The sequence below is a fragment of the Anaeromassilibacillus sp. D41t1_190614_C2 genome, assembly GCF_015558525.1.
GTDB lineage: Bacteria > Bacillota > Clostridia > Oscillospirales > Acutalibacteraceae > Anaeromassilibacillus > Anaeromassilibacillus stercoravium.
In genome coordinates this window covers 20367-36968 of record NZ_JADMOD010000014.1, presented here as the reverse complement: position 1 = coordinate 36968, position 16602 = coordinate 20367, and the positions used below count along the sequence as shown (strand labels likewise).

General features: G+C 57.0%; 11 protein-coding genes and 1 rRNA gene. 2 read left to right on the top strand and 10 right to left on the bottom strand.

Features of this window, described 5'->3' with window-relative positions:
- Positions 1 to 251: 251 nt before the first annotated feature.
- The 6 genes from I2G69_RS11000 to I2G69_RS10975 form a co-directional block, all read right to left on the bottom strand.
- The gene (locus tag I2G69_RS11000; RefSeq protein ID WP_195560784.1) at positions 252 to 1835 is read right to left on the bottom strand and encodes a cytochrome c biogenesis CcdA family protein; all 1584 of its coding nucleotides are present in this window, start codon (positions 1833 to 1835) and stop codon (positions 252 to 254) included.
- Positions 1836 to 2026: 191 nt separating this feature from the next.
- A complete protein-coding gene (yjfF, locus tag I2G69_RS10995; protein ID WP_191405552.1) occupies positions 2027 to 3019 on the bottom strand; it encodes a galactofuranose ABC transporter, permease protein YjfF in 993 nt (330 codons plus the stop codon).
- On the bottom strand, positions 3016 to 4029 hold the full coding sequence (locus I2G69_RS10990; RefSeq protein ID WP_087234587.1) for an ABC transporter permease: 1014 nt from the start codon (positions 4027 to 4029) through the stop codon (positions 3016 to 3018). Before I2G69_RS10990 ends, yjfF begins: the two co-directional genes overlap by 4 nt.
- Positions 4016 to 5539, bottom strand: coding sequence for a sugar ABC transporter ATP-binding protein (locus I2G69_RS10985; RefSeq protein ID WP_195560783.1), 1524 nt, complete (start codon positions 5537 to 5539; stop codon positions 4016 to 4018). Before I2G69_RS10985 ends, I2G69_RS10990 begins: the two co-directional genes overlap by 14 nt.
- Positions 5540 to 5655: 116 nt before the next feature.
- Entirely contained in the window at positions 5656 to 6690 is a 1035-nt protein-coding gene (locus I2G69_RS10980) for an ABC transporter substrate-binding protein (RefSeq protein ID WP_195560782.1), read from the bottom strand.
- Positions 6691 to 7005: 315 nt separating this feature from the next.
- Positions 7006 to 7482 (bottom strand): hypothetical protein, encoded by a 477-nt coding sequence (locus I2G69_RS10975; protein ID WP_195560781.1) that lies wholly within the window; start codon positions 7480 to 7482, stop codon positions 7006 to 7008.
- 98 nt (positions 7483 to 7580) lie between these two features.
- On the opposite strand from I2G69_RS10975, the gene I2G69_RS10970 reads away from it, so the two are divergent.
- Positions 7581 to 7832, top strand: coding sequence for a helix-turn-helix domain-containing protein (locus tag I2G69_RS10970; RefSeq protein ID WP_191441711.1), 252 nt, complete (start codon positions 7581 to 7583; stop codon positions 7830 to 7832).
- A 285-nt stretch (positions 7833 to 8117) separates the two neighbouring features.
- Here I2G69_RS10970 and aroF read toward each other — a convergent pair whose 3' ends face one another.
- Together aroF and rrf are read right to left on the bottom strand one after the other, a co-directional pair.
- Complete coding sequence (gene aroF / locus I2G69_RS10965) at positions 8118 to 9137, bottom strand: 3-deoxy-7-phosphoheptulonate synthase (protein ID WP_087234593.1); 1020 nt, start codon at positions 9135 to 9137, stop codon at positions 8118 to 8120.
- Positions 9138 to 9382: 245 nt separating this feature from the next.
- A 5S ribosomal RNA gene (gene rrf / locus I2G69_RS10960) occupies positions 9383 to 9499 on the bottom strand.
- A gap of 544 nt (positions 9500 to 10043) precedes the next feature.
- Here rrf and ygjK point away from each other — a divergent pair.
- A complete protein-coding gene (gene ygjK / locus I2G69_RS10955; protein ID WP_195560780.1) occupies positions 10044 to 13883 on the top strand; it encodes an alpha-glucosidase in 3840 nt (1279 codons plus the stop codon).
- Between the two features lie 344 nt (positions 13884 to 14227).
- Here the strand turns inward: ygjK and I2G69_RS10950 are convergent, their stop codons facing one another.
- Both I2G69_RS10950 and I2G69_RS10945 read right to left on the bottom strand, forming a co-directional pair.
- Complete coding sequence (locus tag I2G69_RS10950; RefSeq protein WP_195560779.1) at positions 14228 to 15859, bottom strand: putative ABC exporter domain-containing protein; 1632 nt, start codon at positions 15857 to 15859, stop codon at positions 14228 to 14230.
- Positions 15856 to 16572, bottom strand: coding sequence for an ABC transporter ATP-binding protein (locus I2G69_RS10945; RefSeq protein WP_087235228.1), 717 nt, complete (start codon positions 16570 to 16572; stop codon positions 15856 to 15858). The genes I2G69_RS10950 and I2G69_RS10945 overlap by 4 nt, the downstream gene beginning before the upstream one ends.
- Positions 16573 to 16602 lie beyond the last annotated feature (30 nt).

The window sequence follows — 16602 nt, the reverse complement described above, 5'->3', positions numbered from 1 at the left end:
TCCCTCTAGTTTGTCTCCCACCCCATTTCTCCAGCCCCAAAAGGACCTGACACAATTGGTTTCTGTAGACCTCCGGTATCGGGCTAACTTGCCCTTGCCGGCGCATACAGCAATGTCCTGAAAAGACGCCCCGCCTCTGCGTGCAGCCATGCGCCCGCCCCCAGTAAACCCCCGTCCCAAACCGGAGGATCTTCACAGGGGCTGCTCTATGCTTCCGCTACGCCGCCCTTTGGAAGCGATGCGGCGGGACATCAGGCGCCCCACAGATGGTAGGCGCTCAACGCGGCAAAGCCCAGGAAAAGGACCGCCATCACAAGCTTGATGAGGTGCTCTTTTCCGGCAAATTTCGCCGCAATGTCTAAATATTGCTTCCCCTTATAGATCAAAAGCGTTACCACAACTGCGGGCAGGGAAAGCATCACGGTATAAAGCAGGAATATGAGGGCCCCCACCATCATATTTCCTGCACTGGCATCAAAATAGTAGAGGACGGTCGCCGCAAACAGCTGGCCCGTGCACAGGAATTCCCCAACCGCGATGACCGCGCCTGCCAACATGGCGGCAATAAACACAGCTTTCCCTGTGGAAAGTTTCTCAACGGTCCTGCGGTAAAAATCCTTCATGCGCGGGGTGAACTGCAAAATCGCCTTTCCCGCGCGCCCGTTCTTTGTGCGCAGGAAATCGATAAAGCTCAGGACGGCAAACAAACACCCGATGACAACCACCAACACGGCTACCACGGTATTGATCCCCGAAAAGAGCGACCGGTCGATTGCCTGCAATAGGCCGAAGAACACGGTCCCCAGCAGGAAATACAGGATGATCCTGCCCAGGATGAACCCGAACCCGGCCTTCAGTACCTTTTGCTTATCGGCAATCAGCAGCGAAAACAGCAGAAGGACCAGCGACATGGAGCAGGGGGACAGCCCCCCGATCAGCCCGGACAGGGCTACCCAAAACAAATTGGCCCCCGAGAGGGATTCCTCCGCCCCTTCTGCAAAGGCTTGGTCATTATAACTAAGATTACCATTTTTTAGCGCATTTATCAAGTTCTTTTGGATATTTTCATAGCCGACGAAATAACCTCCATCATATAACACAATTGGCACACGCCGCTCCTCCGGCTTGACCTGGTGCTCGCTGTAAAGCGCATTGATCTCTTCGATGTCCGCAATATTGCCCGCGTCGATGCGCTCCACGCGCAGGGGCTTTTCTTCGACCGAACCATCCTCGTTCTGCACTTCGACGGCCGTGATCCCATCCAGGAATTCCGTCACCTGTTCGCACTCGGAGCAGCCCTCCGCATACAGGTATTGGATCGTGACCGATTCGTCCTCAGCAGCGCGCTGTTCCTCCAGATACGCCGCCACCGCCGGTTGGAACTTTTCCCCCAGCTCCTGCGAGCCGATCAGCACCTGGTCGCCGATGAACACGATCGGATGCTGCATCAGTTTTTCTTCCCCAACCCCACTGTCGATCAGGGCCTGGCGCAGGGCCTCCAGGTTTTCCTCTTCCGCCACATTTTTGATCGTGAGGTCCGCTGTGACGTTTGGGAAATCCTTCTTGAGCATCCCAAGGATATTTTCCTCAATGGTTGCTTCCTCGTCGCAGGAAAGGCACCGGTTGTAGAAATAGTATAGGATCTCTATGTTGCCTTCCTCCAGGTCCGCATCCGGGCTGACGGACACCGTATCCAGATAACTGACCTCTTCCGAAGCGGAGGGGTCCTGCTGCGCGCTCGCCCACGCCGCTGTGGGGAACACAGCTGTTGCCAGCAGGAACAGGGCGAGCAGCACCGCCCACGGGGCCTTTGTTTTCCTTGTTTGTCTTTGCATCTGCATGCACCTCAACATTCTCTCGCATTTGGATCATCCGTTGTTCAGATGGCGGTTTTACAGCACATGGCAGAAAGCACAATACCCCTGGCGGGCGGCGCAGGGCCTCCCGCCAGGGATGGCAATACGATGGGTTCCTTCGGGCCCCTGTTTCGTATCGGATATGGATTCTTTGAAAGGAAGCAACGGCTTTAGTTTGCGGTCCCCTTTGCTTTTTCCGCGCGGATGGCGATCACCCTCTGGATCACGATGAAGATGCACAGCAGCGCCGCGATGGTCACCTTGGTCCACCAGGTGTTCAAATTCTGGTAAGTCACGATGGTCTGGATCACGCCCTGGATCAGGACGCCGACCGTCGTGCCGATCACGTTGCCCACGCCGCCGGTCAGCAGCGTGCCGCCGATGACGGAGGAGGAAATCGCATCGAGCTCCAGGCCCATGTTCTGCAGGGAATAGCCCGCCAGCGTATAGAAGCTGAACACCACACCGGCCAGCGCCGCGCAAAAACTGCTGATCGCATACACAGCGACCTTGGTGCGCGCCACGGGCAGGCCCATCAGGATGGCGGACTGCTCGTTGCCGCCCACCGCGTAGACCGTGCGGCCAAACCGCGTGAATTTCAACACGAACAGCGAAACCAGCAACACCACGATGGCGATAAACACGTAGAAATAGATCCTGCCGCCCAACAAAGTGACCTTCGTCAGGGCCATGGTCTTGTAGAATTCATCCGAAATCGGGATGGACTCCGTGCTGATGACCGCGCACATGCCGCGCATGAAGAACTGGCCCGCCAGCGTGACAATGAACGGCTGAAGCTTGAAATAGTGGATCATGTATCCCATCAGCGCGCCAAACGCCAGGCCGATCAACAGGACCAGCGGGATCACGATCAGCGGGGTCCAGCCAAGCCGCAGCAAAAACGCGGAAAACACGCACGTAAACGCAATGGTCGATGCAATGGAAATGTCGATGCCGCCCGTCAGCAACACAAACGTTACCCCGATGGAAGCGATCATCAGATACGCGTTGTCGTTAAACAGATTGAAGAACGTTGAGAACGAGAAAAAGTTGTCGTATGCAACCGACCCAGCGCCGAACAGCACTAGGAACAGCACAGTGGTGATTGCCAGGGAAATGTTCTTGATCCGGAACGTTCTCTTCTTTCCACTCGTCTCTCTCATGCCTGGCTCACCGCCTTCCGGGACAGGAACCGCCTCTTGAGCATATCCTTAAACGCCTTGGATTGGAACAGGCAGATAAAGACAACGATCAGCGATTTGACCACGAGCGTGACCTCCGGGGCAACACCCATCGCATAGATAGACGTGGTGATGCTCTGGATAATCAGCGCGCCAACCAGGCTCGCCGGGATGGAGAACCGCCCGCCGTTCAGGGATGTGCCGCCGATTGCGACCGCCAGGATCGCGTCCATCTCGATCAAAAGGCCCGCATTGTTGCAGTCCGCGCCCTTGATGCCCGCGCTCTCGATCAGGCCGGCAACCGCCGCCATCACGCCGCAGAAGGTATAGACCAGCCATTTGATGCGGTCCACGTTGATGCCGGCAAAGCGGCTGGACACCGGGTTGATGCCCGTGGACTCCAAAAACAGGCCGAAGGCGGTCTTTTTGGTGAACAGCATGGCGATAAGCACGACAAACGCCACGATGAAAATCGGGAACGGGAGGCCCAAAATATAGCCGCCGTTGATAAAATAATAAGAATCCGAATTGATGGTAATGATTTTACCGTTGGTGATGAGCTGCGCAATGCCGCGGCCCGCCACCATCAGGATCATGGTTGCGACGATGGGCTGAATTTTGACCTTCGCGACCAGCATCCCATTCCATGCCCCTGCTACAACTCCTGCCAAAATCGCCACCAACACTGCGACGGCCACGTTACCGCCATTTGCAACAATACTGCACGCGATCGCGCCGCTGATGGCCATCACAGAGCCGACGGAAATATCGGTCCCCCCGGTGGCCAAAACGAACGTCATGCCGGTGGCTAACAACATAAGTTTACTACCATTCCGCAAAATGTCAATAATTCTGCCATACAGATGCCCTTCCACGATCTTCATCTCGAAGAACGCGCCGCCCGAGACGATCCCATTGACCAGCAGGATCAACAGGAAGATCACAATGGGCCAGAACACCTGCGCCTTGCTCCATTTTTTAAGCAGGTTCATTCTCCGCACCTCCCGCAATATAATGCATGATCGCCGCTTCCGAGATCTCCTGCCCGTTCAGCTCCGCGACCTTCTTTTTGTCCCGCAAAACGACCATGCGGTCGCAGCAGCGCAGCATCTCGTCAATTTCCGAGGAAATAAAGATAACCGCCATGCCCTGCTCCGCAAGCTGGACCACCAGCTTCTGGATCTCCGCCTTTGTGCCGATGTCGATGCCGCGGGTGGGTTCGTCCAGCATCAGCAGGTCTGGGTTGGTAGCCAGCCAGCGCGCCAAAATGACTTTCTGCTGGTTGCCGCCCGAGAGATTCTTGATGAGCTGGTCCGCGGACGGCGTCTTGATTTCCAGTTTTTCGATGTATTCGTCGGCGAGCTTCTGCGCTTCCGCCTTAGAGATGGCCTTGACCATGCCGCGCTTTGCCTGGAGCGCCAGGATGATGTTGTCCCGGATGCTCAGATCCCCGATGATGCCCTCCGTCTTCCGGTTTTCCGGGCAGAAGGAGAAACCCTTGCGGATCGCGCCCAACGGGCTGCGGTTGTGGATGGGTTCGCCCTTGAGCACCATCTCACCGCCGCTGAGACGGTCCACGCTGAAGATCAGGCGCACAATTTCCGAGCGGCCCGACCCGAGCAGGCCGGACAGCCCCAGCACCTCCCCGCTGTGGACGTCGAGCGAGATGGAATCGATCGTGCCCGCGCCGCTGGCATCCTTGAGGGACAGCAGGGTTTCTTTTTCCGTCTTTGCGGCCTCTTCGTTGACAAAGCGCTGGTTGAGGTCGGCGTATTCCTTGCCGATCATCTTGGCGACCAGCTGCACGCGCGGGAGGTCCGCCGTGGCGTATGTACCGACATAGCCGCCGTTGCGCAGCACGGTGATGGTGTCCGATACCTCATACACCTGGTCGAGGAAGTGGGTGACAAAAACGATCCCCATCCCCTGCTTTTTCAGCATCCGCATGATCTCAAACAGCTTCTGCACCTCCAGCGTGGACAAGCTGGACGTCGGTTCGTCCAAGATCAGCACTTTTGCAGAGATATCCACCGCGCGCGCGATGGCCACCATCTGCTGCACTGCCACAGAATAGGAATCGAGTGTTTTGGTCACGTCGATCTGTAGGTCAAACCGCTCCAAAAGCTCCTTGGAGCGCGTGTTGATGGTTTTCCAATCGATCCGCCCGCCCTTTTTGGGTTCGCGTCCAATATAGACATTTTCCGCCACCGAGAGGTTGGGACACAGGTTGACCTCTTGGTACACCGTGCTGATGCCGGCGTCCTGGGCCTCCTGCGGGGTCTTGGGGAAAATTTCCTTTCCCTCCAGCAGCACTGTCCCTCCGTCGCGCTCTTCGACGCCCGTGAGAACCTTGATGAGCGTGGATTTCCCTGCGCCGTTTTCGCCCAGCAGCGCATGGATCTCCCCTTTTTGCAATGTAAACTGCACGTCGTCGAGCGCGACGACGCCGGGGAATGTCTTGGATATGTGCGACATTTGGATCAATGCCGTTTCGCCGCTCATAGCAGCCCCTCCTTTTGATATGCAAAATCCGCCTCCGTCTCAACAGGCGGGGCGGATTTCACAGAATCGGTAAAATTTATAAAATGAAGAAGAAAGAAAGTGAAGGAGAAATCAAATTAATAGACACGGGTCTTGATGTCTTCTGCGGCGGTCTCCTGACGGAAGATGCCCTCTTCGGACTTGATCCATTTCTCAACGGTTTCGCCGTTTGCAAGCTTCTGCGCCGTCTCAAAGAAGACCGGGCCGAGCAGCGGGTTGCACTCGATGGTGACGTTTGCTTCGCCGGCAGCCATTGCTTCAAAGATCGCCTTGACGCCGTCGCAGGAAACGGTCTTGATGTCCTCGCCGGGCTTGAGGCCGGCTTCCTTGATGGCCTCGATCGCGCCGAGCATCATATCGTCGTTGTGCGCATAAACGCCCTTGATTTCAGAACCATAGGTCTTGAGGAAGGACTCCATGACTTCCTTGCCCTTTGCGCGGGTGAAGTCGCCGGTCTGGGATGCGATGATCTCGATGTCCGGATATTCCGCCGCCATCTGATCCTCAAAGCCCTTCTTGCGGTCGTTTGCAGAGGAGGCGCCCACGGTGCCTTCGAGCTGTACGATCTTGCCGCTGTTGCCGATCAGCTTCGCCATTTCGTCGGCTGCGTTCTTGCCCTCTTCGATGAAGTCAGAGCCGATGAACGTTGCATAGAGGTCTTCCGGGACGTCCGCCATACGGTCTACCAGGATGATCGGGATGCCTGCGTCCTTTGCCTCGGTGAATACGGCGTCCCAACCGGTCTCTACCACCGGCGCCAAGCCGATGACGTCAACGCCCATATCGATAAAGGATTTGATTGCTTTGATCTGGTTTTCCTGTTTCTGCTGTGCATCTGCAAATTTGAAATCGATGGTATCCAAATTCTGGCCTGCATAGAACTGGATGGAAGCGGTCTCCGCGTCGCGCCAGCCGGATTCCTGGCCGATCTGTGCAAAGCCGACCTTCAATTTCCCGTCGTCCTCGCCGCCTGCGTTCGTATCGCTTGTACTCTCGGTCGAAGCGGTGCCGTCGGTTGCTGCGGGGGTTTCTTCCGTGCTTCCGCATCCGGTCACACATGCGCTAAACATCAATACGGAAAGGATAGCTGCTGCAAATCTTCTCATTTTCATAGATCGTTCCTCCTATGTAACTTTGACTGTTTGATTTGGGCCGGCCGGATTCTCCGCCTCCCCGGGGCCGTTCCCCTTTCGTTGTCTCTATTGTATCCGGTTTGGTTTTTAAAGTCTTTACGATAACAAAACCGGAATTTACAATATTTTAGCAGACCATTCCGCTCTTCCTTTTTTGGCCGGCCTCCCAAAAGCGCGTCCCAGCCGCCCGTTTTCCCCCTCAATATAAGGAAAAATGCCATGCAAACGCAGGAACGTTCCTACATTTGCATGGCATTTTTCACATGATGGTTCCAGATAAAACCCCTATCCCGTTCAAAATTCCGCCAGGTTGTTTATGCAAAGCAATCCCCGCTGTTCCCGCAGGCGGGCATACTTCCATGTCTGATAGGCGCCGTTGGAAACGCGGTAGACATAGGCAATCACGTAGTCGGAGGCGTCCACCACCATGCGGTTCAGAACCGGGATCGCCGCCTTCTCCGGGACCCGGGCCAGCTTCTTTGGATAGACGGCGCGTTCGCAGCCGGGCGGCAGTTCCATCCACTCCTGCTCCGGCGGATAGGCGAGCATCTGATAGAAGCGGATGTGCGGATACCGCGCTTTGATCTCCCCCAACACGGAAGCCGCCATGCGGTCAAAATTGCCGTAGGTGCCGACAAAGAAGCGGTTCACCCCGTATTGCAGGATGTGCCTCTCCACTTCCTTGCGCAGCAGGGGATACAACCCATCGGGTGCATCCCGGTGCCCCATAAAGCAACCATTCTTGTAATGGCCCTTCTGTCCGGCGCGCATCGCTGCCCCCTGCCCTTCCGCTTGCGTTTATTTCTTATTTAGCATAACATAGATACGCATCCTTGTATATGGGAAATGGCCGCAGAGGAGGGCTCCTGATGGAAAAATTAAAGGCCGATCTCAACATGGGAAACAACCTGCGCCGCCTCCGAAAGGCGAACGGGCTGACACAGGACCAGTTGGTGGCCCGGCTGGGCATCCTCGGCCTTTCCACCACGCGGGGCCTGTATTCCCGCTACGAAACCGGCGAGCTGAATATCCCGATCCGCCTGCTGGTTGCGCTGCATCAGATCTACCATTGCAGCTACGATTGCTTTTTTGAAGGGCTGACGCTGGGCGAAATGGGCTGACCGGGTTGCGCGCATCCCGCAGGCGCTTTCCGTGCGGACAACTCTGCCGGAAATGCACAAAACGGGCCCCGCCCTCCACTTGGGAGAACGGGGCCCGTTTCATCGATTGCCATTCCATGGTTCCTTCGTCTAAAGTTTATTCCCCGGGAAACTATTTCCCCGGAAATCCCAGAGCGGCTTTGTTTTCCACCGAGAACGCCCATCCTGTGGAAAACTTCCCCCGCTTTATGGAGCCGCCGCCCGCTTGGAAGGCATTCCAAAGCCGCAGCCAGCCCCTGCGGCCGCTCAGCAGGGCAGTTCCCTTCCCACGGCGGCGGCCACTGCGCCAACCTTTTTGACCAACGCCTGGTATTCCGGAATGGTGAGCTGCTGGGCCGCGTCGCTCATGGCGACCTTCGGCTCCGGATGCACTTCGATAATCAGGCCGTCCGCCCCGGCAGCGATCCCCGCCAGGGACAGGCTTTCAATGTAGCGCGATTTCCCCGCCGCATGGGAGGGGTCGATGATGATCGGCAGGCTGCTGCGCTCCTTGACCACCGGCACCGCGGAGACATCCAGCGTATTGCGCGTGGCGGTTTCAAAGGTACGGATTCCGCGTTCGCATAATACAACATTATAATTGCCTTCGCTCATAATGTATTCGGCAGCGTCCAGCCATTCCTCAATCGTGGAGGCGATGCCGCGCTTGAGCAGCACCGGCACCTTCGAGCGGCCGATCTCGCGCAGCAGGCGGAAATTCTGCATGTTGCGCGCGCCCACCTGGAACATATCGCAGTATTTGGCCGCCGTGTCGATCTGGTCATGGGAGATCACTTCGCTGACGACCTTGAGGCCCGTGGCGTCCGCCGCCTTGCGGAGCAGCTTGAAGCCCTCGTCCTCCATGCCCTGGAACGCATACGGCGAGGTGCGCGGCTTATACGCGCCGCCGCGCAGGAATGTTGCGCCCGCTGCCTTGACCCCTTGGGCCGCCTCCAGGATCTGTTCCTCGCTCTCGACCGCGCAGGGACCCGCCATCAGGACCAGCTGTTTCCCGCCGATCCTCTGGCCGCCCACCTCTGCAACGCGCCCATCCGGGCACATCTCCCGGCTGGCCAGCTTATAGGAATGCATGATGGGCACGCACTTCTCCACGCCGTCCATCAATTCCAGGTTGGCGTCCGCCAGCCTGCTCTTGTCGCCCAGCACGCCGATGATGGTCGCCTGGGCGCCAGTGGAAAGGTTTGCCCCGAGGCCGTGTGCCTTCAGGACTTCTACGATTTTATCAACGTTCTCCTGGGTGGAGCCGTGTTTCATGACAATAATCATACGATCACTCCTGTCTGTACTTTTATTACTTTATGCTTTAAAGCGCTAAATAACATTATATAGAAAACCGTGCAAAAAAACAAGGGGATCTACAAAACCTCTGCATGGATGTTGTTTCCGGTTTGTTGCAGAACATGCGCCCGGCACGCAATTGCGCCACGCAGATCTGGCGCGGCTGCGCAAAAACGGCAAAAAAGCATATGAAATTATAAAAAAACAGCCACCCTATTGGGTGACTGCTTTGATGTTGGCGCCTTCCTATTGTCCCGGGCCGTCGCCAGCCAAGTATCTTCGGCACTAATGAGCTTAACTTCCGTGTTCGGGATGGGAACGGGTGGACCCTCATCGTCATCGACACCAACTATTCAATTCTTGTCGTCCTCACTGGCGACTCCCATATAATAGCACAGGATATTTGAAAATGCAAGCGTTTTTTTCAATTTTTCTGAAAAATTTTTTACAAGCCCTTTTTCCCTCTGTGGCAACGGTTTCCTGGGGCGCTTGGCCTGCTGGCCGCCCAACATCCCGCCATAAATTTTTCTATTCATATAATATTATCAAAAACTGCTTTATAAATCAATATGCGATCAGAATTTATGCAATATAACAAAAAGAATGGTTATATATTATGCACGAGTATTCTTTACTTTACAATTTGTAAATGTTAATATACTATTAAACATTCATCTGTTCACATATTTCGTTTCGCCTTTATTAAGATATGGATCGTTCTGCCTGAAATTCTTTTATAGGGTTTTTTATTTTTGGAAATCTTTCAAAAGAAGGGAGGCCATCCAACCGATCCCTGCCGCCTCCAGCGGGAAGAGGCGCGGCGCCCTCTCCAAGCGCTTGCTGGGGACCCAGCGATTCCCGCAGATCGAAACATTTTGAAAGGAAGGAAGTCTCATGAAAAAACTGCACCGTTCTGCACTTGCAATGCTCCTGTGTGCCACACTTGTTGCGGGCACAATTCCAGGCGGCGCTTTTGCGGCCGCGGCAGCGCAGGAGGATTCGATCCTTGCCCCGGAACCGATCGGCTATGCCAATGTGCTGGACATGACCGCTGTTCCCACCACACAGATTTATGGTGACTACAGCACGAACAAATACAACAATTTCTGTGACTTGGGTTCCTGGCACGGTTACTACCTGCACACCCAGGACAACACCGATGCCTACGGCGGCTTTGCCGGCCCGGTGATCCTCGCGGAAGAATACCCGGTGAATCTCTCGGATTGCATCGGCAAATGGGTAATTGAGGGAACGGACGGCACGACCTATGACCTGGCGGATGCAGAAGCGACCGTCAACGCCTATCCCGGCAAGCTGGTGCAGGGCTATGCCATGGAGGACATCGACCTCAAGCTCGAATTGATCTTCGCCAGCGACCGCACCGCTTTAATCCGTACCACCATCGACAATAAGACGGACGAGGCGCTGGAGCTGAACCTCAAGCAGACCGGCTCCATCTTTGACTCATACGACGCGTATGGTTCCCCCTCCGGAACCTCTCTGGAGGCCACGGAGGACGGCGTAGCCGTAAACTTCCAAACCATCCGCGAGATCTGGAGCTACATGACCACAGAGGAAAACAGGTTTAACATCCGCTTTGACCAGCCGGTCACAACGGAGGTCTCCGAGGATGCGCTCTCCTATGAAAGCACATTCGAAGCGCCCATCACCGTGGAGCCGGACGAGCCCTATGTGACCTACCAGACGCAGAGCTTTACCTTCACGGACGAAGAGGCCGCAGAGGAAGCGGACAAAACCGCGGACATGCTGGCCAGCGGCGACGGCTACTTTGTGGAAAACAGCGAGCGTTGGCAGGGCTATGTCGATACCATCGACAACGCGGACGTGGACCAGGCGTACAAAAACGCGGCTGTGAAAGCTATCGAAACCCTGATGACCAACTGGATCAGCGCGGCGGGCGCCCTGCAGCACGGCGGCATTGTCCCGTCCAAATCCTACCAGTGGTTCATCGGCCTGTGGGGCTGGGATTCCTGGAAACAGGCGACCGGTATGGCCCGCTTCAACCCTGAGGCCGCAGAGGATAATATCCGCGCACACTTCGATTATCAGATCACCCCGGACGACCCGGTCCGCCCGCAGGACGCTGGCACGATCGTTGACTGCATCTTCTACAACCTTGGACCGGAGCGCGGCGGCGACAGCGGCAACTGGAACGAACGCAACTCCAAACCAGCATTGGCGGCATGGGCGGTCTACAACATCTACCGCCAGACGGGCGACGTGGCCTTCTTGGAAGAGATGTATCCGAAGCTGGTCGCCTACCACAATTGGTGGTACACCAACCGCGACGTCGACCACAACGGCATTGCGGAATACGGCGCCATGGTGCACGATTCCCACTATCAGTATGACCGCGAGGGCAACATCCTGCTGGACGAGAACGACGAACCGCTCTTTGACGAGGACGCCATCATCGAGGCAGCTGCATGGGAAAGCGGCATGGACAACGCCACCCGCTTTGACAAAGAGGGCAACGGCCCGGACGACATCGGCGTGCATGTCTTCCCGGTGCGCAATGCCGATAATGAAATCGTCGGCTACAGCATCAACCAGGAATCCGTGGACCTGAACTCCTACCTCTATGCGGAGAAAGCGTTCCTGATGTCCATGGCAGAAGTGCTCGGCTACGACGAAGACGTTGCCAAGTACGAAAAGGAAGCGGCATACGTCCGCGATTACATCAACACGAACATGTTCGATGAGGAGACCGGCTTCTACTACGACCTCCAGACCAACGAAGACGGCAGCGAAAAGAAACTGCTGGTCAACCGCGGCAAGGGCACTGAGGGCTGGCTCCCGCTGTGGGCAAAGCTCGCCACGCCGGAAAAGGCTGCGCGCGTTGCCGAAAACATGCTGGACGAGGACAAATTCTACCGTCCGGTTCCGTTCCCAACCGCTTCTGCGGACAACGACAAGTACAGCCCGAGCACCTATTGGAGAGGCCCGGTCTGGCTGGATCAGGCGCTGTACGCGGTAGAGGCCCTGCAGAACTACGGCTATGAGGACGAAGCCAGAGAAGCGGCTTACCGCCTGTTCGACAATACGGAAGGCCTGCTGGGCGACGGCCCCATCCGTGAAAACTACAACCCGGAGACCGGCGAGGGCCTGCACACCAAGAACTTCAGCTGGTCCGCAGCGGCATTCTATCTGCTGTTTGAAGACACGCTGGCCGGCAATGAAACCACCTCCCAGGACGCCCTGCCGATCCCTGCATCGGAAGAGCAGAACCTGACGGCGACCTACAACAATAAAGACGTCACCCTGACGGTGGACGGCGAACCGCAGAAGATCGCGGACCTGCTCGGCAAGTTCGAAATGAAGGACGTTGCAGACGGCACGGAAGCCGAATTGACCTTTGCGCCGCGCGTGGAGGGCAAGAACTTCCGCTCCGTGACCATCAACGGCGGCGAACCGCAGCTCATCAGCGGCGATTCCTACACCTACACGGCGACGGTCGAAAATGGTTCCATTGCTCTGGACTTCGTCTTCGAAGTGACGGACAAGCGCATCCTTGAAGAGACTTACAACTATGCGAAGACCTATGTGGACGACGGCACGGTCGATTCGCTGGTCACTGCAGCGAAGGAAGCCTTCATGGAGGCTTACGACGCAGCGGCAGCGGTATTGGCCGACGACGCAGCAACCCAGGCGCAGATCGATGCGGCTTGGAGCGGCCTGCTGAACGTCATCCACTATCTGGACTTCCAGGCGGGCGACACGAGCGCACTGGAAGAGCTGTATAACCTGCTGAGCGGCCTGGTGGAGGACGACTTCACGAGCGACAGCTGGGCGGCATTTGCCGGCGCAATGGCGCAGGCAGCAGAAGTGATCGCAGACGGCGAGCCGCTGGAAGCGGACGTCACGAAGGCATACGACGGCCTGCTGAACGCAGCGGAGGGCCTGGTGCGCGCCTCCGATCGGAACAGCCTGAACGACTTGATCGAGAAGGCGGAAGAAGTAGCGGCGGAGATCGCAGAGGGCAAGTACCTGCCGGACGGACAGGAGGCATTCCAGGCAGCGCTCGATGCAGCAAAGGCGCTGACGAAGGACGACGCGCAGGCGACGATCGACGCGGCGGCACAGACGCTGACCGAGGCCATGGCAGCGCTCCGCAAGAAGGCGGATAAGAGCGAACTGGAAGCTCTGCTGAACGAGCTCGAAGCACTGGACGCTTCCGATTACACGGCAACGAGCTATGCAGCGGTTGCCGCTTCGATTGCGAACCTGAAGACCCTGCTGGCGGACGAGACCCTCGACGCAGAAGAGGGCCAGGCGGTTGTAGACAACGCGGTCGCACAGGCGCATGCAGCGAAGGCCAACCTGGTGGAAGTGAACAACGGCGGTTCGAACGCCGGCAGCTCCGGCGGCAGCACGTCCGCGAACGTTGGCAATGCGTACGGTGCAGCGGGCGTGGTATCCGCAGGCCAGAGCGTGGCGGCGAATGCCTATGTGGTTTCCGACACGACGGTGAACTTCACGCTGAAGCACGGCCAGGCGTATTGCTTCAAGATGACCGTGGTCAACGGCAACGCCATGACGCCGGGCTTCACGGTCGGCAACGGCGATGTGCTGAAGACGCAGTTCGTGGCGAAGATCGGCAACGACTACTACTACAGAGTCTATGCCATCGGCACGCCGGGCCAGAGCACGGGCGTTTACACCACCCTGCCGGGCCAGAACGCTACAAAGCACTGCACGGTAACGATTGCGTAATCGTGGACTGGACATCGAAATAAAAGGGAAGGCTTCTTCCCGATAACGGTAAGGCCCCAACCCCGGGAGTTCCCAGGGTTGGGGCTTTCTGTGTTTTTCGCTGCTGTTTTCCGGATGTCGTGTGGGAACGTTGGATTTCTTCCTTTCTCGCTTTTGTAAAGCGATTGGCTTGCTTCTGTAGAGCCTTCCCCGTATGGAGTGGCAAGCAAATTCCTTGCAGTTTCCTTTTGTAGGGAACGCCGTAGGCGCGTCCTGACCGGAGGTCCGCGAAAAGACGCCGTGCGTCCGCGTCCCGACCGGAGGTCCGCCGTAGGCGCGAAAGACGCCATGCGTCCGCCTGGGAGTTACAGGGAATTGGTCAACTCCACATTCTCCAGGTTGTTCCGGCAAAGGGCAAACACACCGGCCGAAACCGCCAGGTTCCAGAGCACCACCGGCATCCCGATGACGATCGCGGGCAGGAAATCGCCCATCGTGAGCAGCAGGACCAGGGAAATCCCCACGCCCGGCAAAACCAACAGCAACAAAATCAGCATGTACAATATCATAATCAGCCCTTTGTTCGCCACCGTGCCGAGAATGCGGTCGGAAAGGACGCTGCCCGCAATGTACAACACGCCCATACTGGCATACACCAGGATACATAAAAGGACGGTCAACGGGTTTGCTTGTGCGTAGATGCCCAATATCGCGAATACAATCACGCCGTCCACCACCGGCTTGAGCATGGTGGACATTGCCGCCCACACCAGCTTGGTAAAGCCGCTGGCCGGGACCAAATAGATATAGGGCTTCATCAGTTCCTGCATCCATGCGCCCGCGGCATTCAGGAAAAACAGGATATAACAGCTAAACGCTGCCCCAATAATCATCATCAGGCCCGCCGGCATCACGTCCCCCTCTTCGCTCCAAACATGCGAGAGGATAAACGCCATGCCCAGGTTGACCAGCACCAAGATAATCGTGTTTGAATCCACAAACGGGATGCGGCTTCTGCGCCGCGCCTCACACAGATGCTTATAGAAGAAGGTATTCGCGCCCCAGCCGCGCCGGATGCCCGTGGTGCGCACCTTGTACTTGCGCTTCTTCCCATTGTTGGTGGTCATCATCCCGCTGTCCGCGGCCTTTTTGAGGGCGTCGCGCTGCTCCTGCGCCGTCTCCGTGGACTGCAAGACGTCTTCAAAATAATCGACATTGCCGCGCACAAACACCAGCACGCACGCGGCGACCGCCAGCACCGTCAGGCCGGCAAACAGGCCCGCCTGCGCCAGGTTCCCGGCGATGAACGCAAAGCATGCGCCCTTGATCCAGCCGAGCAGGGGCAGGTATTCCAGCTTGGGGGAGGAAACCGCCGCCAGCAGCGCCTCCATGTTCGAGCCGCCTTCCGTGAACTCCAACAGGATGATCCCCGCGATCGCAGCAAGATAGACATATAGGATGGCTTTTGCGGTACGCACCCGCGCCGGATTGCCATTTGTAAAATTGTAAAGCAACAGCGAGAGCACCTGTACGGAAAACAGCGTCACCGCAGCCCCCAGCACCAGGGCCAGCGTGTCCGTCCAGACAATCCCGAACGTCTGCGCCATCATCGCCCCGTAGAACAGGAAAAAGAACATCATCAACAGCGTGCGGCCCATCTGCTTCATCAGGCCGTATGCCAGGATCTTTTTGGGGGATATGGGCGACACAAACAGCAGGTTGACGTCGCTCATGCCAAAGAAGGTGGTGCCCTTTTGCAGCGCATTCAACAGGATGGGCACAGTGAACAACAGCAAAATCCCCAAGTAAGCGCCGTGCAGGATGCGCAGATCCAAAAAGCCGCCCAGGTCCGCCTGCGGCGTCAGCGCGGTGCTGATCACCGAATTGACCAGCAGCACCACCAGAAGGATATAGACCACCAGCTTGCCCGGGTGCCGGAACAGCGCCAGCAGGCGGTTTTTCCACTCCTTGCGGAGCATATAAAAAATGGTACTCATGCCGCGCCTCCGTCGGAAGCTCCCTCCGTGATGGAGAAAAAGAGCTGCTCCAGGTCTTCGCCGTTGGCTTCGATTTCGGAGCGGGTGCGCACCGCGGCGATCTTCCCCTGCACCATGATGAGCGCCTTATCCCAAAGCTCTTCCACGCTGTCCAGCATGTGCGTGCTCACCAGGATGGAGCAGCCGTTCTGCCGCAATTCCAGAAGCATCTGCTTGAGCTCCTTGATCGCGTGGGGGTCCAGGCCGACCAGCGGTTCGTCCAGCATGACCACCTTCGGCGCGGGCAAAAGCGCGCAGCAGATGCTCACCTTTTGCTGCATGCCCTTGCTCAGCTCGCCGCCCAGCTTGTTCTGCTTATCGTCCAGCTCCATGCGCTCCAACAGCGCATCCGTCTTTTTCTCCCAATTTTCCACCTTATAGGCCCGCGCGATAAACTCCAGATGCTCCCGCACGGTCAGCGCCTCAAACAGCGCCGGCATCTCCGGGATATAGCCGAACTCCTTTTTGGCCTCCACGCTCTTGTTTGGATGGCCGCAGATCGTGATATTTCCCTGGAAACGCAAAAGGCCCGCGATGCATTTGATCGCCGTGGATTTTCCCGCGCCGTTCGGCCCCAGCAAAACGGCGATTTCGCCCGGATTTACCGTGAAATTCAGATGGTCGTTCGCCACCAGGCGATTATAAATCTTTGTCAGGTCCGTCACCTGTAACATATATTGTCCTCCCAGTCCCAATCTTTTTCA

Bases quoted from the DNA above. Each gene is read 5' to 3' on its own strand.
- I2G69_RS10990 (WP_087234587.1), bottom strand. From the start codon at position 4,029: ATGAACCTGCTTAAAAAATGGAGCAAGGCGCAGGTGTTCTGGCCCATT.
- I2G69_RS10945 (WP_087235228.1), bottom strand. From the start codon at position 16,572: ATGTTACAGGTGACGGACCTGACAAAGATTTATAATCGCCTGGTGGCG.
- I2G69_RS10970 (WP_191441711.1), top strand. From the start codon at position 7,581: ATGGAAAAATTAAAGGCCGATCTCAACATGGGAAACAACCTGCGCCGC.
- yjfF (WP_191405552.1), bottom strand. From the start codon at position 3,019: ATGAGAGAGACGAGTGGAAAGAAGAGAACGTTCCGGATCAAGAACATT.
- I2G69_RS10975 (WP_195560781.1), bottom strand. From the start codon at position 7,482: ATGCGCGCCGGACAGAAGGGCCATTACAAGAATGGTTGCTTTATGGGG.
- ygjK (WP_195560780.1), top strand. From the start codon at position 10,044: ATGAAAAAACTGCACCGTTCTGCACTTGCAATGCTCCTGTGTGCCACA.
- I2G69_RS10980 (WP_195560782.1), bottom strand. From the start codon at position 6,690: ATGAAAATGAGAAGATTTGCAGCAGCTATCCTTTCCGTATTGATGTTT.
- aroF (WP_087234593.1), bottom strand. From the start codon at position 9,137: ATGATTATTGTCATGAAACACGGCTCCACCCAGGAGAACGTTGATAAA.
- I2G69_RS10950 (WP_195560779.1), bottom strand. From the start codon at position 15,859: ATGAGTACCATTTTTTATATGCTCCGCAAGGAGTGGAAAAACCGCCTG.
- I2G69_RS10985 (WP_195560783.1), bottom strand. From the start codon at position 5,539: ATGAGCGGCGAAACGGCATTGATCCAAATGTCGCACATATCCAAGACA.
- I2G69_RS11000 (WP_195560784.1), bottom strand. From the start codon at position 1,835: ATGCAAAGACAAACAAGGAAAACAAAGGCCCCGTGGGCGGTGCTGCTC.